The sequence below is a fragment of the Eionea flava genome, from assembly GCF_055393785.1.
The window spans coordinates 2,702,805-2,728,362 of sequence record NZ_AP036018.1 but is presented as its reverse complement, the minus strand read 5'-3'; the positions used below and the strand labels follow the sequence as shown (position 1 = coordinate 2,728,362).

Here is a 25,558-nt window from a genome sequence, read left to right as displayed (position 1 = left end):
ATAAAATAATGGATAAAGCGCCATTGTCTAGGGTAAAGTGTCTGAATGTAAAGTGATCAATGAGAAGCCCCTCGTTGTCGTATCGCTTTAAGAGCCTAACTACGTTCTTGGTGAACGGATTGGTTCCTGTAGGAGAAGTACACACATAACATTCAACGGAGATGTTGATTTAGTGCAGTCAGTCGAACCCCCAAAAAGAGTCTTATTGGTTGATGATGATCGTCAGCAGTTTTTGCTGATTGGCTATCAACTGTCGGCTGCGCATTATGATAATTATCGGTTGCTCTGGTGCCAAGACTTAGAAAAGGGTTTAAAACACATTGAAAATCAAGATTGCGACGTAGTACTCTTAGACTATCACTGGGGGATTAACTGTGCTGATTTTATTCAGCGAGCGAATACGCTTAACAGTCGTGTCCCCGTTATCGTTATGACGGATGATCGAGAAAAAGATGTCGATTTGTCAGCGATTAGCGATGGAGCCTCTGATTATCTTGTTAAAGAAAATGTTAACTCCGAAGTACTTGAGCGTAGTATTCGCTATGCGATTGAGCGTAAAAAAGTCGAACATCACCTAGATCACCTAGCACATTATGATCACTTAACAGACCTTCCTAATCGCGCACTATTTCTAGATCGACTCACACAAATGCTGGGCTTATCCCAGCGTTCGAAACATCAATTTACTTTGATGTATATAGACTTAAACAAATTCAAAGAGATCAATGACAGCTACGGGCACCATATAGGTGATGACGTGTTAGTAGAGTTTTCTCGGCGACTCAAATCGGTCGTCAGGCGCAGCGATACCGTTGCTCGCATTGGAGGAGATGAATTTACAGTTATTTTAAATAATGTGGGTTCTACGCCAGAGATTATTTATTTAGCCCAAAAAATCATTGATAGTATTCAGCAGCCTTTCTTTATTGCAGATCATGAACTCAATATTGGTTGTAGTATTGGGATTGCTGTATTTCCAGATGCAGGAAGTAATGTCGAATTGCTACAGCGCAATGCTGATTTAGCCATGTACGAGGCAAAGCAAACCGGTACGAGTACCTATCGATTCTTTCTCAACAATAAAAAAGAAAATACACTGATTGAAAACATATCGTGTGATGAGCTGCGCGATGCCGTGGAAAAAAAATCTCTTGTACTACGCTACACCCCTCGATTCGACTTGCAGACTAACCGTATAATCGGCGTTGTTGTATCTCCCGTTATCAATCATAAAACGGATAGTCAGCTTGACTACGCGACATTTGCAAGCCTGATAGAAAACACAGAATCTATTCGTTTTTTAACCGAATGGATGATTCGCTCCTCTATGGAAGATATTCGTCATTTATATGCAGAGAATCGTTTTTTCGTGGCATATTCTGTTCGTAGAACACAACTTCAATCTTCTCGGTTTAGCCAATATGTGCAAAATATTATCCATGAGAATAATATTGACCCTAAACATATTGAATTTTCTTTTTTAAGAAAAAAGAGTTGTAAAACCGACATCTATTTGAATGAATGTATTGATAATATCATTAACATTGGTGCAAAAATTGGCCTGAGTGATTACGGTGAAAATACATTTGGATTAAGTAATCTTAAAAAACAAGAAATTTCTTGCTTACATTTCTCATCAAATTTCTTATCATCTACACTAAATCATAAAAAAGATAATGTATTATTAGAAACGTTAATATTATTAGCTCATCGATTAGGAAAAAAAGTGGTTATTAATGATCCTGACAATGAATTATCTATCAATATAATGCGCTCTATTGCGTGTGACTTTGCACAAGGCGGTGTTATGGGAAAAGACTTAACACTCAAAGAATTTTCTCAACTCATCCGTGAGGTAAAAACGATTTCTCTATCTAATTCATAAACTAAATTATTAATAGATACGAAAAGACCGTTTCTCCATTATTTTCTTACTCAAAATTTCTAAAAGATACCGCCTCACTTAAATCCGCCTTTCCAATCTCCTTATTTCCTTTTAAATCAGCAATGGTTCGTGCCGTTTTTAATATACGATCATAAGCTCTTGCAGATAGCCCCAATGTATCTACTGCCGTTTCTAAAAAAGATTGTGTTTGTCTTGGCAGTCTGCAAATTTCTTTAAGCTCTTGCTTATTTAAGCGAGCGTTACATTTTTGTTGGCGCTGCTCTTGAATAGCTTTCGCGGCATTCACTCGTTGTCTAATTACCTCAGAGCTTTCACCTGTAGGTAATGTTTGCAGCTCGCTCATGCGGGTATGCGCTACTGGTACGTGCAAATCAATTCTATCTAGCAGCGGCCCTGATATTTTTTGTCGATAACGACGAATTTGATCAGGTGCGCAGCGGCAGAGGTGTTTGTTCGATGTGCTACCAAAATATCCACAAGGGCAGGGGTTAAGAGCCGCGACCAAGGTAAAAGCTGCAGGAAAAACTACCTGTGCATTTGCTCGTGAAATATTAATTTCTCCAGATTCCATGGGTTCTCGTAAAACTTCTAAAACTTGACGAGGAAATTCTGGACACTCGTCTAAAAAAAGCACGCCATGATGCGCCAAAGAAATTTCTCCGGGCTTTGGATATGATCCGCCACCTACCAAGGCAACCGCCGATGACGAGTGATGTGGATGACGGAAGGGAGGAGTTGTCCAATGTTTATTATTTTTTCCACAGAGCGAATAAATGCTGGCCACTTCAATCGATTGCTCACTACTGAGCGTTGGCATAATGCTCGGTAAACGGCTGGCTAACATGGTTTTTCCTGTACCGGGTGAACCATACATCAACAAATTGTGTCCACCAGCGGCTGTAATTTCCAGCGCTCGCTTGGCAAATGGTTGGCCTTTAACATCGGCAAAATCTATAGATGATTGAGTCTCCTGAATGGGTAGAGCCTGAGAGGCTTCTATTTGCTGGACACCATGTAAGTGCTGGCATATATCAAGTAATGTCTTTGCGCCATAATTGGTGCTATTTTCACAAAGCGCAGCTTCGGCAGCGTTTGCACTTGATGTAAATAATGCGCGTTGTTCATTATGACAAGCAATCGCGGTGGGTAATATTGCACTAACATCACGTAACTCTCCGGATAATGCGAGTTCGCCAACAAACTCGCTTTGTGCAATGGTATCGGCGGGTATTTGATGAGAAGCGACGAGAATACCAATCGCAATCGGAAGATCAAATCGGCTACCTTCTTTTGGTAAATCGGCCGGCGCAAGATTAATAGTGATACGTCGTGCAGGAAATTCAAACTGGCTATTAATCAAAGCGCTACGCACACGATCTTTACTTTCTTTAACGACAGCTTCAGGCATGCCAACAATAGAGAGACTGGGCAGTCCGTTGGATAAGTGAACTTCTACCGTAATCAGTGGGGCATCAACGCCGTATCGGGCGCGAGTGTAAATAATGGAGAGAGACATAATGCATCCTGCAAATTGAGTCCTTGGGGTGTACGTTTTTGATGACGTACAATGTGATTACTTTTAAGTATCGGTAAAAAATTTTATGTGTTTTTTGTTTTGTCTTTTCAATTATCAATTAAACGATTACTAATTATTAGCATCGCCATTATTTTGCTTAACGGCGGCACTAAGAGCCTCTTCCAATACGCTGAGTTGCTTTTCTAAAGCATCAGCTTTTTCTCGAGTACGTTGAAGCACCGCCGCTTGCACATCAAACTCATCACGAGACACCACATTCATTTTGCGCAACACCGCTTCCATTTGTGCTTTTAACTGCCGGTGTGCATCACTGGTGTGATCTGAAAAAGCCGCGCTAATAGCATCGCCTGATGCGGGTAAATGTTTGGCGACATCATCTAATAATTGTTTCGCTAAATGGTTGATCATTATCTACTCGATAGATTGTTTAAACGTTATGTATTTTCGTTCATAAAAAATTATGCGCACCTTTGGATGAGAAAGCAATATATTCATACACCCTATCATTAAAAACCCTGTGACAAACCAACTACCATGCACCACTTTATAGCGGCTCTGTGCGCCGTTGTAGTGCTGCTCAATGATGACTTTTTTATAAGTACTTGTTTTTAAACATTAATTTTTTTGGCCTGCATCATGCAATATGCGATTGTGTATCTCATTTCGATATACCTATTAATCGCTGATGTTAGCGACAGCGAAACAACAATAAGATGTAGGAGAATATTCGTGGAAGGTCAAATTTTTGAATTGCAATACGCCTTAGACACATTTTACTTTTTAGTGTGTGGCGCTCTGGTCATGTGGATGGCAGCAGGTTTTGCCATGCTTGAAGCGGGTCTAGTGCGCTCCAAGAACACAACAGAAATATTAACCAAAAATGTCGCACTTTATGCCATCGCCTGCATTATGTATTCGGTGTGTGGTTACGCCATTATGTATCCCGAAGCCGGTACGCTATTACTGAGTGGCATTACTGGCAACGGTGTTACCGGTGCTGAGGAACCTGCGACTTATGCACCATCTGCCGACTTCTTTTTTCAGGTGGTTTTCGTTGCGACAGCGATGTCGATTGTGTCGGGTGCAGTTGCTGAGCGTATGAAACTATGGGTGTTTTTAGCATTTGCCGTTGTTATGACCGGGGTTATTTACCCAATGGAAGGGCGCTGGACATGGGGAGGCGAAGCCGTGTTTGGCTTATACACCCTAAGTGATTTAGGATTCTCGGATTTTGCAGGCTCGGGTATTGTCCATATGGCCGGTGCAGCCGCCGCGCTGTCGGGTGTACTATTGCTCGGTGCACGCAAAGGCAAGTTTACGGAGAGTGGTGCTGCCGTTGCGATTCCGGGGGCTAACTTGCCTTTGGCAACCTTAGGCACATTTATTTTGTGGTTGGGTTGGTTTGGTTTTAATGGCGGCTCTGTTTTAGCGACGTCGTCTATTGATAGTGCTAATGCTGTTGCGGTCGTATTTATGAATACTAACGCGGCGGCGGCTGGCGGGTTGATCAGCTCGCTTGTCATTGCCCGCCTGTTATTCGGCAAAGCCGACCTCACCATGGCGCTTAATGGGGCCTTAGCGGGTTTGGTAGCAATCACAGCTGAACCATCAACACCTACATTACTGCTTGCTACGTTATTTGGCGCCTTAGGTGGTTTAGTGGTTGTGTTTAGTATTCTCGCTTTAGACAAACTCAAAATTGATGACCCAGTCGGCGCTATATCCGTACACGGTGTGGTGGGTTTTGTGGGCTTAATGTTAGTGCCGCTGACTAACCCATTAACAGAAGACGGCGGTGCGAGTTTTAGCGGCCAATTGATCGGTACACTTACTATTTTCACTTGGGTATTTTTGGCGAGTCTGCTGGTCTGGACAATACTCAAATATACTGTTGGCTTACGAGTGAGCGATGAAGAAGAGTTTGCGGGCGTGGATATGTCTGAATGTGGTATGGAGGCTTATCCAGAATTTGCCAGCGCTAAGCAATAGGACGGCTTACGTGTATGGGCATCATCGCGAATTACTGTTATGCTCCTGCACAATCCGATAAGCTTCTGCGACACGCTATTATTACTATTTGTGAATCTATTTTGTTATAAAACAATCAAGGAAAAATCATGAAACTCATTACTGCTATTGTAAAACCCTTTAAATTAGATGATGTTCGCGCGGCATTATCAGAGGTGGGTGTTCAAGGTATGACGGTAACCGAGGTAAAAGGGTTTGGTCGTCAAAAAGGCCATACCGAGCTTTATCGAGGTGCCGAGTACATCGTAGACTTTTTGCCAAAAGTAAAAATCGAATTAGTGATTGACGACTCAATGGTCGACCAATCTGTTGATGCGATTACTAAAGCGGCACAGACAGGAAAAATTGGCGACGGTAAAATCTTTGTTACTGCGGTTGACGAAGTAATCCGTATCCGCACCGGCGAGACGGGTTCAGACGCCGTATAATTGCTCCGTGTAACGATTTAATCGGGTAAAGCCTCATGAGTTTTCATGGGGCTTTTTTATACCTGCTATTTTAAGGCCTCGCTATCAATTTAAGAGTTAGAGGTTTAACACTGCAATCCCTCCTTTATAACTAACTACTTGTAAATTACATTAAGCAATAACAAATTAGCCTATAAAAACGCCTCAATATTTTTACGAACGGCCGTTATATCAACTATAAATAGTGAGCAAATGTTGAATAAGGCGTTCGGGAGGAAAAGATGTCTGACGATCATTCAAATATATATTCAGAAACCACAACAACAGACGAGGTCGATACAGAGCTGTTAATCAGTCAATCTTCGATGGAAGATAAAATGGCTGAGCGGAACCGCTTAAATGAAGAGGTAGCGAGATTTTTGGCTGTTGGCGGAAAAATTAGCCATGTTGACCCTAACGTGATGGCTGATCCACCAAGAAAGCCTGAAAACAAGTACGGTAGCCATCCGATCTAGTTAATGGGTGGCCACCTGCGGGTGTAAAGATGGTTCAGGAATATCAAAGAGTACGATGTGAAGTTCATCAATAGCGATAGCATTACAAACGCAAATGCCCTCATGGCTCATTGAGGGACTAAGCCTCTGTCGCCTTTGTGAATGGGTCAGTGTAGCGTTGAATTTCTCAATAGTGAAATTTTTGCACGCGTTCTTCAAGGATTCACCTCAGCCGTAGAAGGTGTGATAGTACTTGCTATGATTAGCGATATGTTTGACGAAGAGCGGGGGATTAAGATAATTGGGTTTTACTGGGTGATTGTAGCTATAGCCTCAGCCACGTCACCCATACTCGGCAATAGTATTAATAATGCCTTTGGTTGGCATTATATTTTTATTTTTTTAGCCGTTGTTAGCATTCTGTCTGCTGTGGCTCTATGGCGCTATATTCCGGATTCCCCCTCAAAAATCCATCATTCTGGCAACACATCGGCCGCATCGCATGTGAATAAAATGTTAATTCAATACAAGTGTATTCTATCCATTCCAGCGTTCATCATATATAGCACCTATGGCAGCATTTTTTTCGCGGTGTTAAGCGCTTTTTTGCAACCACAAAAAATACCCGTCAGTGGCTCTTGGTGGGTAATATCATTGCCGCACTTGGCTGCTCACTATCTTTATACCTATTGTGGATCCAAAATTTGCAGCCTGTCGATTTTATTGCCTGCTGTTGCCTAATTATGATGGGCGTGGGCATCAACTATGCCATAGTGCCTGTCAAGGGTATTAAAGCGGTACCGGTAGAATACTCAGGCACCGCAAGTGCTCTATTTGGTGCGATGCAAGTGATCGCGGGGGCGTCCAGCGCTCTGGTAGTAGGGACATATACCAACAAGATGCAAGCATTTTACTCTACACCATGGCGGTATGCATATTAATGGCCACTATTACTCTAGGGTGCAATATGCGTTTTTTTGCTTCATCCCACAGTGCTCTGATCTCTAGTCCATAAGAGTATCGCGCAAATTATGTGTTATGGTTCCAGACAAAAATTCAAATTTGTGAATCAGCCAGTATCAAAGAAAGAGAGAAAACATATCGGTGTCGAAATCACCAATGAACTTTTTTTTGCATATTTTGGACATGGTCATTACTTCATCATTCCCTGATAACACGGATATGTCATCGAGCCACTGATAAATCGCTTGTGCTGCTACGTCTTTACTAAAATGAATAGAAGAAAGGAATCCTAGCAATGCATAAAAATTGCCTGGATTGATGAGAGAGGACAGGCTCAAGATATTTTTTTTATCGAGCAGACTAAATTCTTTCCTCTCTATGATAGTTTGAGCTATTGAATCTTTGGGTTCAATAATGCAGTTTGATGGTGGTAACTCTGGGTCAAAATCAATCACTAAGTGCAACCTTTCTTCGTTAGCAAGGCATGCGCCAGAGTGGGGTAGGTTACCATCTACAAACCACACTTCTCCCATTTTCATATGGTATACCTTGTCAAGCTCCGAATTAAAGCACTGCTTGTTCGTCTTCAATGGCACATGTAATCGTGTAAATCCTTTTTTAAATTCCAAATAATCAATGTGTGGAATTATGAGTCCATAATTTGCAGCTTTAAAAATTCTTACGGATTTAATTTCAGAAAATAAAAAATTATCACGTATAAGCTGCATTATATGAGGAAGTGATTTTCCTATCGATGTTACTTTGACACTACCACTGTATTCAGAAGAAATTCCATTTTTGTGGTCGCCTGTTTGGTTAGCAAGAATTATAGAAGCCCAAGAGCCACTCTTATATTCTGAATAAGCACTACTAAACTCCATTTTTTCTATTTTAGATAAATCGTCATTCAAAGATATTTCATCAATAGCAACTTTACTCAAAACTCTACTGTTCATATTGTCTGAAACTCTTTTAGATATTATTCGAATGGAATTTTGTTTTTATAATTATGCTGCTTTTTCGTCACATGCTTTTTCATATTATTGCTATATTACTTCATATTCTTGCTAAGTTTATGTTTTCTAGAAAAAAATGATGCCTGATTCCCGTAAATTGTGTAGATTGGTGTCATAAATTTAGATAATAATCATAAAATAGTCGGTTAATATAATATGAATCGTGAAAAATATTCTGCCTCTCCTTCACCTAAAAATGATAATTCGCTTGTCAAAATTTTTGAACGTCAAGTTAAAAAAACACCAAAAAATATAGCTATTTCTTTTGAAGCGGAGTCGCTAAGTTATGAGCAACTCAACGAAAGAGTCAACCAATTAGCCTTGTCTATTATAGATTCCTACGAAAAATCCCATAGAAAACCGCTGTCTGCAGATACTTTAATAGGTGTATATTTAGATCGTAGCGCAGAAATGATAATAGGCTTACTTGCGGTACTAAAAGCTGGTGGTGCTTACGTTCCTATATCTCCAGAATTTCCGTTAGGTAGGACAGCTTTTATACTTAATGATGCTTCGTTGTCTCTGCTCGTAACCCAGAAAAAATATTTAAAAAAACTAGATGATTTGAGAAGCGATATTTCGGGTGAATTCCAGCTTGTATTGGCTGATGATCCAAAGAAATTGTCAGAATACTCGAGTAATAACCTGGATTATATTGTCTCGGGAAAAAATCTTTCTTATGTGATTTATACATCAGGAACTACAGGTAACCCTAAGGGAGTAATGGTAGAACACTGCTCTGTTGTAAATTTAATTGAGAGTCAAAGTAAATTCTTTTCAATTGATGAAAGTGACATTTTTTTACTATTATCAAGTTATATTTTCGATGCCTCAGTAGAAGTTATTTTTCTGAGCTTATTAAATGGTGGGCTTTTATTAATCCCATCTGAATCAGACATTCATAATCCAGAAATTATTAAGGACATAATATCCAGTAAAGAAGTAACGCACCTTGATGCTACACCCAGCTATTTGTCAATGATAACGCCGATAAATAGGACGCACAAAATTCGTCGCGTAATAAGTGGTGGAGAGCCTTGCGGAAAGTCATTGACTGAATATTGGCAACCTTTGTTAGCAAACGTTTATGGCCCTACGGAAGCAACAGTAACTGTAACAAGAAATTTCCCTCATGGTGACTCATCGGCCAACTGTATAGGCCTGCCCATCGACAATATATCTTTACACGTGTTAGATAAAGATTTGTCCCCTGTAAAAAAAGGAGAGCCTGGCGAGCTATATATTGGAGGTGCTGGTGTTGTAAGGGGTTATCTCAATCAGCCACTGCTAACTGAAAAATGTTTTATTCACAATCCATTTGCCTCGGAAGAAGAAAAGCTAAAAGGCTATACACGCTTATATAAGACGGGTGACATAGCAAAACGTCTACCTGACGATACGTTGGAATATTTAGGCCGCGATGACGCACAGGTTAAAATTAGAGGCTTCAGAATTGAGCTAGGCGAAGTTGAGCATGCGTTGCAAACACTCGACGAAGTGCACCACGCGGTTGTTATAGATAAAGAAGATAACGGACGGCGTTATTTGGCAGCTTACCTTGTCATACAGCCTGAAGCCGATTTAGATCAATCAGCTATTTACACCTACTTGTCGAGTATATTGCCAGAATATATGGTGCCTAGCAGTTTGTCAGTAATAGATCTTATACCATTAACAGCTAATGGGAAACTTGATCGAGATGCACTTCCTGCCCCTGTCTTTTTCGACACAGATAATATTTATATTCCTCCACGAAATTTTTTGGAAGAAAAGATCAGTGCTATCTGGCGATCTGTGCTCAATCTTCACAGAATAGGAATACATGAAAACTTTTTCAGAATTGGTGGCGATTCTATTTCGGCAGTAAAATTAGCGGCCGAAATCAGCAGAGAATTTAGTAAGCACATATCAGCTGCAAAACTATTTGAATGCAAAACCATAGCGGTATTGGCCGAAAGTATTGAAAATGAAGAAAAGATAGCGCTTGAGGTAATCACTAAATCAAACGTTAGCAAGCCGCCTTTGTCTTTTTCACAGCAAAGCCTATTTTTCATTGAACGGTTCGAACAAGGAACTGATGCCTACCATATTCCCTACGTCTTTAAACTTCATGAAAATGTTGATCAATCTCATTTGTGCAAGGCTTTTAACATTGTTATTGATCGCCATCCTGTTCTGAAAACAGTTTATCTATCGGATGAAAATGGAGAATATTACCAGCATGTGCTCGATGATGAAGTAGCTATAACGTCATCAATACTATTGCCAGAGGATAGTATCGATTTAGTGATACAGAAAGAGATAGAGACTCCTTTCAATTTGAGTGCTGAGCCAAGCATTCGATTACGAACTTACTCGATCGGCAATAAGGTTTATTTTTTGATGTTATTTCATCATATAGCCTTTGATGGCTGGTCTGAAAGTGTATTTCTGAATGAGCTTTCCCATGCATACGAAGCGGCAAAAAATGGTAAAGCCGTTTCACTGCCAGATCTCAATATTCGCTATCTAGATTATGCGGTTTGGCAAAGAGAAAGTTTAAAAGGTGATACCCTAGAAACTGCCGTGAAGTATTGGAAAAAACACTTGTCGGGTTACGAACCTCTACAGCTACCAATAGATTACCCCCGTCCAAATAAAATTGACTATCGAGGTAAAAATCTAGACTTTAGCTTCACTGAAACTGTGTCGAAAAAATTAGTATCTCTTGCTAAATCTGAAGAAGTAACATTGCATAGTCTCTTGCTGAGCGGCCTCTATGTAACACTTTCAATGTTGTCAGGGCAAGAAGATATTGTTATCGGAACGCCATCAGATGGACGAGAAGAAGACCAGACGCAGGGGTTGGTTGGATATTTTGTAAATTCTTTTCCGTTACGTATCGAATTAGATAAGACACAGTCAGCCGGGTCATTAATGGCTGATGTTCATCGAGTAGTAACACAAGCAAAAGCCCATCAGTTGCCCTTTGATAAAGTGGTAGATGCTCTCGATGTGCAGCGAAGCTCTTCATTACATCCGTTATATCAAGTAATGTTTTCTATTGATAATTTTGATAAGAGTCACGCCCCGTTACCATTCGACGAAGTGCCTTTAAAAAGCAAGAATAGTTCAGCTAAATTTGACTTAAGTTTAGAGATGAAAAATAAGCCTGCTTGTGCAGATAAAGGTTTTCATATTCAGGGAGTTTTCAATTATGCATTGGGCTTGTTTGACGAAAACAGCGTTAATCATATTGCGGATATATATCAGAGAGTGATTAACAGTTTTGTTGCTGATTCGACCAAATTGATTTCACAATTAGATATATTAACGGTAGAAGATAGAAACAGAATACTCTATGACTGGAACAAAACCGACGCGGATTATGCTTGTAATGTGACGCTGGTAAGCGAATTTGAAAAGCAGGTAATCAATTCTCCAGATAAGATTGCCTTAGTATTCGGTGACGAATCTCTCACTTATAAAGAACTGAATGCGAAGGCCAATCAGCTGTCTTCTGCGCTTTTAGCTCACTATTGCAATTTTGCTGATTCAAAAAGAATGCCCGTTGGTTCGCTCATAGGGCTTTATATGGACCGTAGTCTTGGAATGGTGATCAGTATTTTAGCGGTTCTCAAGGCTGGTGGAGCATACGTTCCTATGTCACCAGAATACCCTCAAGCTAGAGTTATATTCATGCTCAAGGATGCAGAGATACCATTGGTAATTACACAGCTTCATTATGAAGACTTGTTATCTGGATGGCTAAGCGAGACTTCTATTTCGTTGTTGAGCGCAGATGATGAGCAGAGGTTACGACAACACTCAGTTAATAATTCCTCCCTAGATGTAGAAGGGAGCGACCTAGCATACATAATTTATACATCTGGTACGACGGGTCACCCCAAAGGTGTGATGATAGAACATCACTCGATCTGTAATCTAGTTTTCAGTCAAAGGGATGCCTTCAAATTCGATAACAAAGAAGTCGCGCTATGGCTCTCTAATTATATTTTTGATGCCTCCATTGAATCGCTTTTTTTAAGCCTACTGAGTGGTGCTCAATTAGTGATTCCAACACGTGATATGGCAGATTCACCTAATGAGCTTCAGGCTCAAATAATAACTCAAGGAATTACTCATCTTGATGCAACGCCTAGTCAGCTATCTGTGCTCTCTTCAGTCACTATTCCTAATAGTATCAAGCGTGTTGTCAGTGGAGGCGAGCCTTGCTCTGAAAAGTTAGTTGCTGCTTGGGGTGATCTGCTAATTAATGCCTATGGCCCAACAGAAGCTACGGTAACCAGTACGCGAAATATAAATCATAGTCAGGCATCTAAAAATTGTATTGGCAAGCCCATCGATAATGTCCGGGTTTATGTCCTAGATAAGCAGCAGTGTTTGGTTCCCGTTGGTGTTCAAGGTGAGCTATATATTGCAGGAGCGGGGGTGGCTAGAGGATATTTAAATAACCAATCGCTTACGCAAAAAAGATTCTTAAAAAACCCTTTCATCGATGGAGAGAGTTCTGATAAAGGCTATGATCGTTTATATAAAACAGGTGACTTAGTGAGGTGGCTGCCCAACGGCACCCTAGAATATCTAGGGCGAAATGATAGCCAGGTAAAGATTCGTGGTTTTAGAATTGAATTAAGAGAAATAGAAGAGTCACTAATGTCATTAGATGACGTGGATCAATGTGCCGTAACTTATTCAAAAAAAACCGGCCAAAATATCTTGGCGTGCTATTTGGTGATGAAATCAAAAAATACTCTTGATGAAGAAAAGGTGAGGTCTGCTATATCTAGGATTTTACCCGAATACATGATGCCTAATACGTTTACTCTAATAGATTCAATACCCCTAACTACTAATGGAAAAATAGATTACAACGCTCTACCAGACCCTAGTTATTCTCATGGTAATGCATATGTAGCTCCAAGAAACGATTTAGAAAAAAAATTATGTTCCATTTGGAAAACGGTTGTCGGTATTCAAAGCATAGGTGTTCATGACAATTTCTTCCGGATAGGCGGGGATTCTATAGTCAGTATCCAATTGGTTCTTCAGCTCAGAAAATCTGGATTTCAAGTGCAAGTAAAAACAATTTTTGATTTCCCTACTGTTGCCGAGTTGGCAATATTTTTATCTGAAAAAATCCCAACAAAAAAAGTAATTGTCGAACAAAAACCTTTGTCAGGTAAATTTGATCTCCTTCCAATTCAGCAGTGGTTTTTTGATCAAGGTTTTGATAAGCCTAATCACTGGAATCAGGCATTCATGATAGCCCTCCCAAAGGGCTTTGAAGATTCAGATATAAGTGATGCTTTGTATAAAATATCTGCGCATCACGATATTTTGCGCTGTAAATTTCTGTGCTCTGAAAAAAATTATAAGCAGTTTTGTGTTGAATTGGATGATTTCGACATCAGCCCTTTAAAAAAATTAGATGTTAGTAGCTTATCTTCAGAAGAAGTAGAGCAAAAACTCACTTCTTGGCAAAGTGACTTTGAAATAAATGAAGGGAATTTGTGGCGATCTGCCTTATTACACGGCTATCCCGATGGTAAAAAACGTCTGTGGCTAGCATTCCACCACCTTATCATTGATTCTGTTTCTTGGAGAATTATACGTGATGATGTAGAGCAGTTATTGTTAGGTAATTCGCTTCAAGAAAAAGGTAGTAGTTATGGGCAATGGATAGAATCTATAAAAGAATACGCGAACAAAAATAGAGATCAAATTAATTATTGGAATAATATTGCAGAGAATAAGTCTCTGCATTCTTTCTCTGAAAAAACATCCGAAAAAACGATAATTTTCTCTGAAAATTTTACAAATAAATTATTGAGAACTGCTTCAAAAGCCTATAATACCGAAATAAACGACTTGCTGTTAAGTGCTCTTGCTATCACTCTCGGTCAAGTTTTCGAAACAAAAACTAATCACATAACTTTAGAGGGGCATGGCAGAGAGTTAATCGATGAAAGTGTCGATATCTCTAGTACTGTGGGCTGGTTTACAAGTATGTACCCAGTTAAATTGACTTCATTCGAGGATATAAGCGAAACAATAGTCAGAACCAAAGAGTCATTACGGTCTATACCTGATAAAGGTATAGGCTATGGAATTTTTTCACAGCAGGGCCTCATTGATGCCGAGCTCCCTAAAATTTTCTTTAATTATCTTGGGCAGATAAATCAAACGCAAAAAAGTGGCTCTAATGACTGGGAGTTAATAATTGATGGATGCGGAGAAGTTTCTAGTACAAAAAACGTAGATCAAGCATTTCTTAACATAAACGGGTTTGTTGATGATAATACTCTGATTTTTTCAATTGAATCAAGAATGCCTGAAAATCTAGAGAAAAGGTTTTTTTCAGTGTTTAGAGACTCTATTGAGAAGGTAATTGATCATGGTGATTTTGTTGCAAAAACAAAGTCGATTAAAACGCCTAGTGATTATGAATATTCAAAAATATCAATAGAGCAGTTAAAGTCTTTACAGAAAAAATACGAAGTAGAAGAAATCTATCCTGCTAATAGCCTGCAGCAGGGATTTATTTATCATCAACTTAATTTTCCGAAGGATAGTGCCTATAGGGTCCAGTTGTTGCTAGATTATCACAATAATTTTGATGCCAATATTTATAGAAATGCTTGGAAGTCAGCATCCGAGTGTTATCCAGCACTACGTACAGCGTTTGACTGGGAAAAAGATATGCTTCAAATCATAACTGGTGAGCCAAGCATTACAGAAAATAATTTTATCGAAGAAGATATTAGCAGTACACCAATCAACACTCATGAATCGTTAATTGCTGAATTTCAAAAAAGAGAAAGAGAAAAGAGCTTTGATTTGAGGCAACCAGCTCCCATTAGATTTTGCTTAATAAAGCAAAGTTCGGTACTAACCACCGTTTTAATAACTGAGCATCATAGTATCAGTGATGGCTGGAGTGGGCCTATCTTGTTAGATGCTGTTCATAAGTGCTATGACAATTTAATGAATAATAATGCCCCGTCAATGGTAATAGACAAGGCATATAAGGAGGCGCAAAGTTTCTATCGAAAGAATATGGAAAAATCCAATTTATATTGGGATGAGTTTAGAAAGAAAAAACTAACGGCTAATGATATAGGCTGTCTTGTTAACAGTGGCGCAGATATTTTTCGTAATCCTGAAAAAAGATCAGTCTTAAAAAACACACTATCGATAGAAGGCTCAGACTACACACAGCTGAAGAGAATGTGTCGTTCTCATGGGTTGACGGTCAATGTTGTCCTACAGTTCTCTTGGCATAAACTTATAGAGGCGTATACAAAGGATTCTAAGACGTTAGTGGGTACAACTGTCTCAGGAAGAGATATACCGGTGGAAAATATTGAAGATAGTGTAGGTTTATATATCAATACATTACCTTTAGAGGTTGATTGGAAAAAATCAGATGAAATCATAAAAATACTTAATAGTATTCAAAAAAGTATATCGGAAATCAATAGCTACAGCTCAGTATCTCTGTCAAGTCTTCAGTCGGGAGCCGAGAGACTTTTTCACAGCTTGTTCGTTTTCGAAAATTATCCCGAGGTAGATTCTACAAGTTCTTGTGCTGACAGTATCGGCAATAATGTAGAGTTTAAAGATTCGATAGAGGAGGTAGACTATCCATTAACTGTCATGGCTTATGAAAAACTTGATGGTGTAGAAGTAGTATTAAGTGCCGACGATAGTTTGTTGTCTCAAGAAAAAGCAAATATGCTTCTCTCGCACATGAAAAACATTATAAGAGAGGTAATTGAAAATCCGCGCAAGCCACATTCATCTATTAGTATTATGGACGAAAAAGAGCGTGAAAAAATTAAGTACGACTGGAGTTCCACTTCTTTTGGTCCTACTAATAATGAGACATTGGTAAATTTATTTGAGAACCAGGTAAAAAAAACACCTAGTGCTAAAGCCCTGATTTTTGGTGAAATCTCTATTAGTTATGAAGAGCTAAACAGAAAAGCTAATCAGCTAGCGAGAGAAATTCAGAAGTCAAACAATAGAAAACTGTCTGCAGATACACTCGTAGGTTTATATCTAGACCGAGGCGTGGATATGATAGTAGGCATATTTGCCGTTTTGAAATCAGGTGGTGCCTACGTATCAATTTCGCCAACGTTTCCGTCGAGCCGTACGGATTTTATTATAAATGATACGTCAATGAACGTTTTGGTGACGCAGTACACCTATCAAGAAAAATTAAAAAACATAAGCGATTTTTCATCAAATAAACCAAACTTGATTATTGCAGACAATAATGAATTATTAGATAAGAATTCATCATCAAATCTCGATGTAATGATTTCAGAGAAGGACCTTTCTTACGTTATTTATACCTCTGGAACAACAGGAAAACCCAAAGGTGTGATGATTTCTCATCAAAACGCGGTAAGTTTCCTTGAAGCTCAAAAAGAATGCTTTGGCACACTTTCTTGTAAAAAAATGCTAAATTTTTCCTCTAGCGTTTTTGATGCTAGTGTATTCGAAATATTTTCTAGCTTATGTAATGGTCTAAGTCTTTATTTATGTAGTGAATTAGATCAAAAAGACCCCATGGCTATTAGTTCGTTAATCGAAAAAGAAAAAATAGATATTGCCCTTCTTCCTCCGGCAATATTGTCATCTCTTGATATTAGCTTATTAGACTCTTTGAATGTTTTGATTACGGGAGGTGAGTCGCCATCTTCTGTTGCTTTAGATCGTTTAAATTCTGCCCGTAGAAATATTTTCAATGCTTACGGACCCACCGAAATAACGGTTTGTGCTAGTGTAAATCCATATAAAAATAAAGATTTGGCGACAAATATAGGTCGTCCAGTCAAAAATACATATCTTTACGTTCTTGACAGTGATCAATCGCTGTCGCCGACAGGGGTAGTCGGCGAGCTTTATATTGGAGGCGCAGGTGTTGCGAGAGGCTATCTTAATCAGCCCGAATTGACTCGAGAGCGCTTTATATGCAATTCATTTGCATCTAAAGACGATCAACTAAAGGGTTATACGCGATTATATAAAACAGGGGATCTTGTAAGATGGTTGCCAGATGGGTCGCTGGAGTACATGGGGCGTAATGATAAACAGGTAAAAATTCGAGGTTTTAGAATTGAGTTAGGTGAAATCGAACACGCTTTAAACATGGTCGATGGTGTAAAGCAGGCTGTAGTTATTGATCGAGAAAAGCAAGGACGCCGTTATCTGGCGGCCTACCTCGTTATGAACACTGGAGCTTTGTTAGATAAAGAGTTGACTTCTTCTCTACTATCAAAAACCTTACCGGATTATATGATCCCTAATAGTTTTTCTGTTATAGAGTCAATACCACTAACTATTAATGGAAAGCTAGATCGTCAAGCACTTCCCGAACCAATTCTTTCTCTAGAAGATAATACATATGTTTCTCCACGTAATTCTTTAGAGGAAACTATCTGTGCTATCTGGAAATCAGTGCTTGGCTTAGAGAAAATAGGCATATATGACAATTTTTTTCAGATAGGCGGTGATTCGATCACAGCAGTAAGATTGGCGTCTGAAATCAGCAACGCGCTTGGCAAGAGTATATCGGTTGCGCAAATTTTTGAGTCAAAAACGGTAGCAAAATTGACCGAAAGTGTCATTTCAACGAAAGCAAATATTCAGGTGATAAAAAGGTCAGAAGCTGTTCATCCCCCGTTATCATTTTCTCAGCAAAGTTTGCTCTTTATTGAACGTTTTGAACAAGGTACAAGTGCCTACCACATTCCTTATGTTTTCAGGCTTCATAGAAATGTCAATCAAAGCAACCTGCTGGAGGCTTTTAATGTAGTAATCAATCGCCACCCAATCTTGAAAACTATTTACTTGTTAAATAATGCCGGAGAATATTACCAGCACATTTTAGAAAAGGATGTAGATCTGAAGGCTTCGATATTACCATCAGATGATATGTGCTTTGACGCTATACATAAAGAAATACAGACCCCCTTTAATCTTAGCGCTGACCCAAGTATTCGATTATCTACTCACTCAACAGATCAAACCGTCTATTTGTTAGTATTATTCCACCACATTGCTTTTGATGGCTGGTCGGAAAATATATTTATGAATGAGCTTTCTGCGGCTTACGAGGCGGTACTTAATAAAAAAGTTGCCACATTACCAGGGATAGATATTAGTTACGCAGATTACGCTGTTTGGCAGAGAGAAACGTTAAAAGGAGATGCACTAACCTGTGCGATTGACTACTGGCGCGATAGCTTGTCGAACTATGAGCCTTTATCGTTGCCAACGGATTATCCTCGCCCAAGCCACGTTGATTATCGCGGTCAGAATCTAGAGTTTAACCTTAGCGAAGCACTATCTTCAAAGCTAATAGCGCTCGCAAAATCAGAAGGAGTTACTCTATATAGCGTTTTACTCAGTGGTCTCTATGTGACTCTTTCCGCATTATCGGGCCAGGAAGATATTATCGTGGGCACACCTTCCGATGGTCGCCAAGAAAACCAAACGCAGTCGCTAATCGGTTACTTTGTTAACTCACTTGCTTTACGTATTGTACTGAATAAAGAGCAATCTATAGAGTCTTTAATAGCAAGTGTGCACCGTCTAGTGTCGCAAGCAAAAACGCATCAATTCTTACCTTTTGACAAAGTGGTGGATGCTCTTGGTGTAGAGCATAGCTCTTCCATGCACCCATTGTATCAAGTCATGTTCTCCGTAAATAACTTTGATAAAAATGATCTCCCTTTGCCATTCGATGAAATAATCTTAGATCAAAAAGATAGTCCTGCTAAATTTGATTTGAGTCTAGAAATGAAGAGCTGCTCTGCTCGAGATGGTGACGCATTTCATATTCAAGGGGTTTTTAACTATGCAACAAGCCTATTTAGTCCAGAGAGCATTCAACGCAATGTAGAAATGTATCAGCGAGTTTTAGAGGGCTTTGTAGCTAATTCTTCACAGGCCCTGTCGCAACTGGATACATTGCCGCCAGAGGAGCGAAATAAAGTACTTTATGATTGGAATTCAACAGATTCTCATTATGCCAAAGATGCGACATTAGTAAGCCTATTTGAAGCTCAGGTAAATAGAGCGCCAAATAACACGGCATTAGCGTTTGATAAACAAACGCTTTCTTATCAAGAGCTTAATGAGCGAGTAAATCAGTTATCCAGCGCAATTACAGAAAGGTATCGGGACGTAAATCTACATGATATGCCAACAGATACTTTGATAGGCATCTACATGGATCGTAGCCTCGAAATGGTAATCAGCATTTTGGCAATACTCAAAGCTGGCGGAGCATATGTTCCCATGTCACCCGAGCATCCTCAGGCAAGAGTCGTGTTCATGGTTAATGACACAGAAATGCCTTTGATTCTCACACAAGAAAATCATTTAGAATCGCTGTCTGCCTGGTTGAGTGAGCGATCAACACCTGTCTCATTGTTAAATGTGGAAAACCCCCAAGGGCTGTCTCATTATCCGGTCGCTAACCCTCCTTTAAGAACGACGGCGAGTGATTTGGCATATGTCATATACACGTCTGGTACAACCGGCAACCCCAAGGGGGTAATGGTTGAGCACGGATCCATTTGTAATTTGATTAAGAGCCAAACCGCAGCGTTTGAATTTAATGAAAACGAAAATGCCTTGTGGTTATTAGCATATATATTTGACGCATCTATTGAAGTGTTATTTCTCAGTTTGCTTAACGGTGCTCAATTATCAATCCCAACTTTAGACACTATCAATTCACCAAATAAAATTAAGAAAATCATCACTCATGAAAAAATTACGCACCTCACGGCCACATCAAGTTACTTGTCCCTTTTGGGAGAAATAACTTGTGGCAGTAGTATCAGGCGAGTTGTTAGCGGAGGTGAACCCTGCTCAGAGAGTGTATCTACTATTTGGGGTGATTTGCTCATCAATGCCTACGGGCCAACCGAGGCAACAGTAACAAGTACACGAAGCATGAGCCATAACAAAAAGCCCAGGAATAGCATCGGCAAACCGATCGATAATGTCAGGGTTTACGTTTTAAATGACAATCAAAGCCCCGTGCCTGTTGGTGTCAAAGGCGAGTTATATATCTCGGGGGCGGGCCTAGCTAGAGGGTACCTTAATCAGAAAGTACTTACGGACGAACGTTTTACAATTAACCCTTTCGCTAGTGATAAGGATAAGGTTAATGGGTATGAGCGAATTTATAGAACGGGTGATGTGGTGCGATGGCTTCCCAACGGCACATTAGAGTACTTGGGGCGCAATGATTCACAGATAAAAGTTCGTGGTTTTCGAGTTGAATTAGCCGAGGTTGAACAATCACTACAGAGAATAGATGGCATAAAACAAGGGATTGTATCAATTTCACAAGTGGGAGAGAAAAATTCTTTAGCGTGCCATTTAATGATGAAGCCAGGTGTCGTACTGAAAGAAGAGTTGATCAGGGCAACCTTACTTAAAACTTTGCCGGAGTACATGGTGCCAAGTACGTTTACCCAAATAGAGTCAATACCACTGACTGCCAACGGTAAGATAGACTACCGCGCGCTCCCGAAACCCAGCAACTCTCTAGAAGTGGTATATAGTGCACCAGAGACGGAGACAGAAGCTATAGTTAGCAAAATATGGGCGGAACTACTCGATATACCCGAAGATACCATTAGTCGACATGATCAATTTTTCTATTTAGGAGGGCATTCAATATTAGCCATATCCGCCGTAAATAAAATAGAGAAAAATTTTCCAGTAATTGAACCTTTAAAATCATTAATGAAGAATGAAAGTTTGAAAAAATTGGCAAAAAGCATTGATGATAAACAAAAAAAATTACTCGATATTCTTAGTGAGATTGAAATCGTATTTGATAACGATTTTGACAGCCATTCACTTGGCCTGAAAAGAGTAATCAATCAGCTTGATAATGATAAAAAAGCGTATTGTGAAAAGAGGGCTTTGGAGGAAGGCTTTCAATTGTCGAAAGAGCAGTTCGTTTCTGAAACCACTAGTTCCAGTAGTTACTCTGGAGAATGGTTTCCCGCTTCCGGAAGCCAAATATTACATCTCAATTATAGAAGAGATCCCTCCCATGACGTCGTAGCCAGCATGCTGCAGTTCAAAGAAATTATCGACCCATCTTTGCTGTTCACGTCGGTTAAAAGATTGACCGAAGAATATCAATCTTTCAGACTATATTTTAAGGAAATAAAAGCATCGTCTTACAATTTTAAAAATAGCGGTCGTTGGCTTCAGCGTGAAACAAAAGACGAGTTGAAGGAAGAGTCTGGCGTGGTCATCAACTTCGATATTGAGGATTGCTCAAAAGAAAATTTTGAAAAAATATATGAAAATGCTTGTAATGAATTGATCAGATCAATCGATATTTTCAAACCGTTCTTATTTCGATTTGCGGTATTTAATCATTCATCGTTAAAAGGTAGTAGAGTGGTTTTTATCATGCACCATCTAATTTGTGATTTGGTTTCTGCCAATAACATAATAGCAAGGCTTCATGATTTATATGCATCTTCATTTAGTAAAAAAATTGCAGATAACCCGAAAGAAAATATCAGTTATTTTGACTATTTAAAGTGGCAACATCATCAGTTGGAATCGGAAAATTTAGAAAACGAAGTGTCACACTGGATTAATCATGATAAATGGAGGGATGTTAAAAACCATGTTAATCAAAGAGGGTTATTGATAGACCTGAATGAAAAAGAAAAAGATAGTATTTATAAGCTAAAAAATTCTACGACAAAAACTATCGTGTGGTCCGAAGATGATTCAAAAAAATTCATAGATTTTATGTCAAAAAAACATGATCTTTGGGTTTATGATGGGTTAATCTTGTTTGTGGCTCACTGTATGTCAAGAATAAAAGGTTCTGGATTTATGCCAGCTTGGATTATGAATAGTGGTCGAGAGTCTAGTGGTATAAATCTCATGGAGAGCGTAGGTTATCTTTCGCTGCATTATATAGCGGGCTTCAAATTAAATAATAATTTAGATTTATCTGACTGGATTTCTAATTTTAAAAATGAATTATTAGAAGCTAATCATAACTCTCACAAATTCTCTGCTTTATATTTTGATCGGTACGATGTGAAGGGTAAATATTCCGAAGTTGCTAATAAGATACAAAGTATTCCATCACCCGATATTCTTTTTAATTTTAGTAGCGTTTCAGAAAGTTTGTCTGAAAAAGAATTCTCTTTACATCCGGTTGAAAATACCTTGTCTGAAGAAAACAATGATTATTACAATATGTCTTTTACTTTTGGCGTGATTGACGGAAAGGTAAATATAAATGTTAAGCATAATAGGCTTGTTCACTCGGATATTTTTGTTGATAGACTTTGTCAAGAAATAGAAAACTGTTTAGGGGCAAGTAATGTCAATGAAATATAAGAGAATTATTGCTCTTTTTAGGGCAAGAAACATCGAATTCATTAGGGATAAGGGCGATGTTGTGTGGAATTTATTGGTTCCGTTCCTCATTATATTGGGTTTTTCACTCATGTCGTCCGAGGAAGAAAGCGTTGTATATAAGTTAGCTTTTAATGAGAGCTACCTTTCCACCCTAGAGGAGTCTCCGATCTATAAATTAAAATACGTAAAATTTATGGATGTAAAAAATTACCAAGAAGTAGAAAAAAGCATTAAAAATCACCAGGTCGATATGTACATCGATTTTGAAAAAAAAGAATATGTTATCAATTCTGACTCCAATAAAGGTTATTTTTTGGAAAAAATTATTTCCTCAAAGGATGAAACTTTGAAGAAAAAGGTTTTGTTTGGCGAAGAGACAAGGTATGTGGATTGGCTGGTTCCAGGCTTGTTGGCAATGAATGTTATGTTTGCTGCCTTTTGGGGTATAGGCTTTGCCATAGTGCGTTATAGAAAATGCGGAATATTAAAGCGATTTAGAGTTACGCCTCTAAGTTCTTTGGAGTTTCTTTTGGCTCAACTATTTTCTAGGCTCTGGATAATAATTATATCCAACGGAATTGTTTTTTTAGGCTCCAGCTATTTTTTTGGAATAAAGGTTGAAGGCAGTTATCTATTGATTTTTTTGATATTTTTACTGGGAAGCATCTGTCTTATCTCGTTATCGCTAGTTGTCGCTTCTAGGATGGAAAGCGAGGAGTTTGCTTCAGGAATTTTAAATGTTATGGCTCTTCCAATGATGTTTCTTTCAGGAGTTTGGTTCTCTTTAGATGGTGAAAGTTCAGTTATGACTTTAATTTCTGATTTTTTACCACTAACACACTTTGTCTCTGCTGCGAGGGAGGTCATGATTGAGGGTGCATCGATCTTTGATATTGTTGATCACTTGACTTATTTGTTATTAATGACTGTCTCCTTTCTTTTTATTGGCGCCTTTCTTTTTAAGTGGAAATAACTTTGAATGATTTTTTAAGTTGAGGTACTAATAAATTGGATATTTTAAGAATTGAAGGCCTGAAAAAAAATTATGGGTCTGTTAAGGCGATAAATGATATCTCCTTCAGGGTTTTAAAGGGAAGTTGTTTTGGCTTGCTGGGTCCTAACGGTGCGGGTAAGACATCGACTCTTGAAATCATTGAGGGTATTACAAGCCCTTCTAGTGGGAAAATATTTTACAAAGGTGATGACTGCAGAAAAAACCTATTGAAAGAAATAGGGGTTCAATTTCAGTCAACAGCATTGATTGAAAGTCTTACTGTACTAGAAACCTTAACGTTGTTCTCTGACTTTTATATTAACTCTTTGCCTATCGATCATATAAAAGAACTGTGTGAGATAGAAGATTTTATTCATCAGCCGGTAGGTGTTTTATCTGGAGGTCAAAGACAGAGGTTGCTTCTCGCAGTCGCACTAATTCATGACCCCGAAATTGTTTTTCTAGATGAGCCGACTGCTGGCTTAGATCCTCGTTCGAGATATAAATTTTGGGATTTGATCAAAAAAATAAAATCTCAAGGAAAAACGATAATATTGACTACGCATTATATGGATGAAGCTGAGTATCTTTGCGATCATCTAGTCATTGTGGATAAAGGATGCATAGTTTCCGAAGGGTCACCGGAGTACTTACTTAAAAAGCACTTTGGGCATGTTTTTATTAGTCTAGATACCGATGATTGTCCGAAGAATATTCTTCTTAAAGATGATGTGGTAGAGCAGAACTCTAGAGTCACAATAAAAACAAATTCTGTTGAGGAGAAAATTTCTGAATTGATTTCTGCTGGAGCTAATCTGCAATCTTTGCGCGTTAGAAATCCCACGTTAGATGATTTGTTTATAAAATTAACTGGTTGTAGTTTGAGCCAAACATAATAATTAACCACTGAGTATGGAGATATTATTCTCATGAATAAAGAATACGTTTGTCGTAGAGAAAATTTTGAATTAAAACTTTCAATGAAAGATGATAATTTTATGAGTACAAAAAACCCCAGCCACAAGAACTGGGGTATAGACCGCGCCATGGGTGAAATATCTGATGATTTGCTGCATTTAGATGAAGTGTCTAAACGTTTTGTTGTTGGATCAGAGCGGCAAGCTATCCAAGAAGAGTGGGTGTCTAGTCAGGCTAAGTACGATGATACTCAGTTGATTATAGACGGACAGCAAGTCATGCAGGACTGGGAGCGCCCTTACATGGAAGCAATGGCAAAAGTAGTTGCCGAAAATCAAGGCGATGTTCTAGAGATAGGTTTTGGAATGGCAATTTCAGCATCCTACATGTTAAGTTACAATCCGAGGTCGTATACCGTAATAGAGTGTAATGAGGGCGTTAAAAAAGAATTTGAGTTATGGCAGTCAAAATATCCAAATAATAAAACCAGCTTAGTTTTTGGGAAGTGGCAGGATGTCATAGGCCAATTGGGGCTTTTTGATGGTATTTTCTTTGATACTTATCCGCTTTCCGAAGAAGAGTTTTCCGATCACGTAATAAATGACGTGACATTTGGAGCTCATTTTTTCGAAGCGGCATCTCAACATCTCAGGAAAGGCGGTGTTTTCAGTTATTATTCAAACGAAATTGATTCCATCAGTAGAAGGCACCAGCGTAAACTATTAAAATATTTTGATAGAGTGGAATTTAGCGTGGTGAACAATTTATTTCCACCAGAGGATTGTAATTATTGGTGGGCTGATTCCATGGTTCTAGTTAAGGCAATAAAATAGTTCGAAATCGGTGTTGTATTGAC

At 38.9% G+C, this 25,558-nt stretch carries 12 protein-coding genes; 9 read left to right on the top strand and 3 right to left on the bottom strand.

The annotated features are described in order from the left end of the window. Positions 1-172 precede the first annotated feature (172 nt). A complete protein-coding gene (locus ACZ5O6_RS11815) occupies positions 173-1,885 on the top strand; it encodes a putative bifunctional diguanylate cyclase/phosphodiesterase (RefSeq protein WP_447092732.1) in 1,713 nt (570 codons plus the stop codon). Between the two features lie 46 nt (positions 1,886-1,931). Here ACZ5O6_RS11815 and ACZ5O6_RS11810 read toward each other — a convergent pair whose 3' ends face one another. After that, entirely contained in the window at positions 1,932-3,422 is a 1,491-nt protein-coding gene (locus ACZ5O6_RS11810; protein ID WP_447092731.1) for a YifB family Mg chelatase-like AAA ATPase, read from the bottom strand. Between the two features lie 129 nt (positions 3,423-3,551). Continuing rightward, positions 3,552-3,851, bottom strand: a complete 300-nt coding sequence (locus ACZ5O6_RS11805; RefSeq protein ID WP_447092730.1) for an accessory factor UbiK family protein — start codon at positions 3,849-3,851, stop codon at positions 3,552-3,554. A 321-nt stretch (positions 3,852-4,172) separates the two neighbouring features. Between ACZ5O6_RS11805 and ACZ5O6_RS11800 the strand changes: the two genes are divergently transcribed. The 4 genes from ACZ5O6_RS11800 (at position 4,173) to ACZ5O6_RS11785 (ending at position 7,113) form a co-directional block, all read left to right on the top strand. Next, a complete protein-coding gene (locus tag ACZ5O6_RS11800; RefSeq protein WP_447092729.1) occupies positions 4,173-5,432 on the top strand; it encodes an ammonium transporter in 1,260 nt (419 codons plus the stop codon). A gap of 128 nt (positions 5,433-5,560) precedes the next feature. Continuing rightward, positions 5,561-5,899 (top strand): P-II family nitrogen regulator, encoded by a 339-nt coding sequence (locus ACZ5O6_RS11795; RefSeq protein WP_447092728.1) that lies wholly within the window; start codon positions 5,561-5,563, stop codon positions 5,897-5,899. A gap of 260 nt (positions 5,900-6,159) precedes the next feature. Then, positions 6,160-6,393: a hypothetical protein gene (locus tag ACZ5O6_RS11790; RefSeq protein ID WP_447092727.1), complete on the top strand. Its 234-nt coding sequence runs from the start codon at positions 6,160-6,162 to the stop codon at positions 6,391-6,393. A 141-nt stretch (positions 6,394-6,534) separates the two neighbouring features. Further along, positions 6,535-7,113, top strand: a complete 579-nt coding sequence (locus tag ACZ5O6_RS11785; RefSeq protein ID WP_447092726.1) for an MFS transporter — start codon at positions 6,535-6,537, stop codon at positions 7,111-7,113. 338 nt (positions 7,114-7,451) lie between these two features. Here the strand turns inward: ACZ5O6_RS11785 and ACZ5O6_RS11780 are convergent, their stop codons facing one another. Next, positions 7,452-8,291 (bottom strand): aspartyl/asparaginyl beta-hydroxylase domain-containing protein, encoded by an 840-nt coding sequence (locus ACZ5O6_RS11780; protein WP_447092725.1) that lies wholly within the window; start codon positions 8,289-8,291, stop codon positions 7,452-7,454. A 216-nt stretch (positions 8,292-8,507) separates the two neighbouring features. Here ACZ5O6_RS11780 and ACZ5O6_RS11775 point away from each other — a divergent pair, with 216 nt between their 5' ends. From ACZ5O6_RS11775 to ACZ5O6_RS11760, 4 genes are read left to right on the top strand one after another with little or no spacing between them, the layout of a single operon-like run. After that, entirely contained in the window at positions 8,508-22,769 is a 14,262-nt protein-coding gene (locus ACZ5O6_RS11775) for a non-ribosomal peptide synthetase (RefSeq protein ID WP_447092724.1), read from the top strand. After that, on the top strand, positions 22,753-23,763 hold the full coding sequence (locus tag ACZ5O6_RS11770) for an ABC transporter permease (RefSeq protein ID WP_447092723.1): 1,011 nt from the start codon (positions 22,753-22,755) through the stop codon (positions 23,761-23,763). Before ACZ5O6_RS11775 ends, ACZ5O6_RS11770 begins: the two co-directional genes overlap by 17 nt. 35 nt (positions 23,764-23,798) lie before the next feature. Beyond that, the gene (locus ACZ5O6_RS11765; RefSeq protein WP_447092722.1) at positions 23,799-24,680 is read left to right on the top strand and encodes an ABC transporter ATP-binding protein; all 882 of its coding nucleotides are present in this window, start codon (positions 23,799-23,801) and stop codon (positions 24,678-24,680) included. A 33-nt stretch (positions 24,681-24,713) separates the two neighbouring features. Then, the gene (locus ACZ5O6_RS11760; protein ID WP_447092721.1) at positions 24,714-25,535 is read left to right on the top strand and encodes a polyamine aminopropyltransferase; all 822 of its coding nucleotides are present in this window, start codon (positions 24,714-24,716) and stop codon (positions 25,533-25,535) included. The last annotated feature ends 23 nt before the right edge of the window (positions 25,536-25,558 follow it).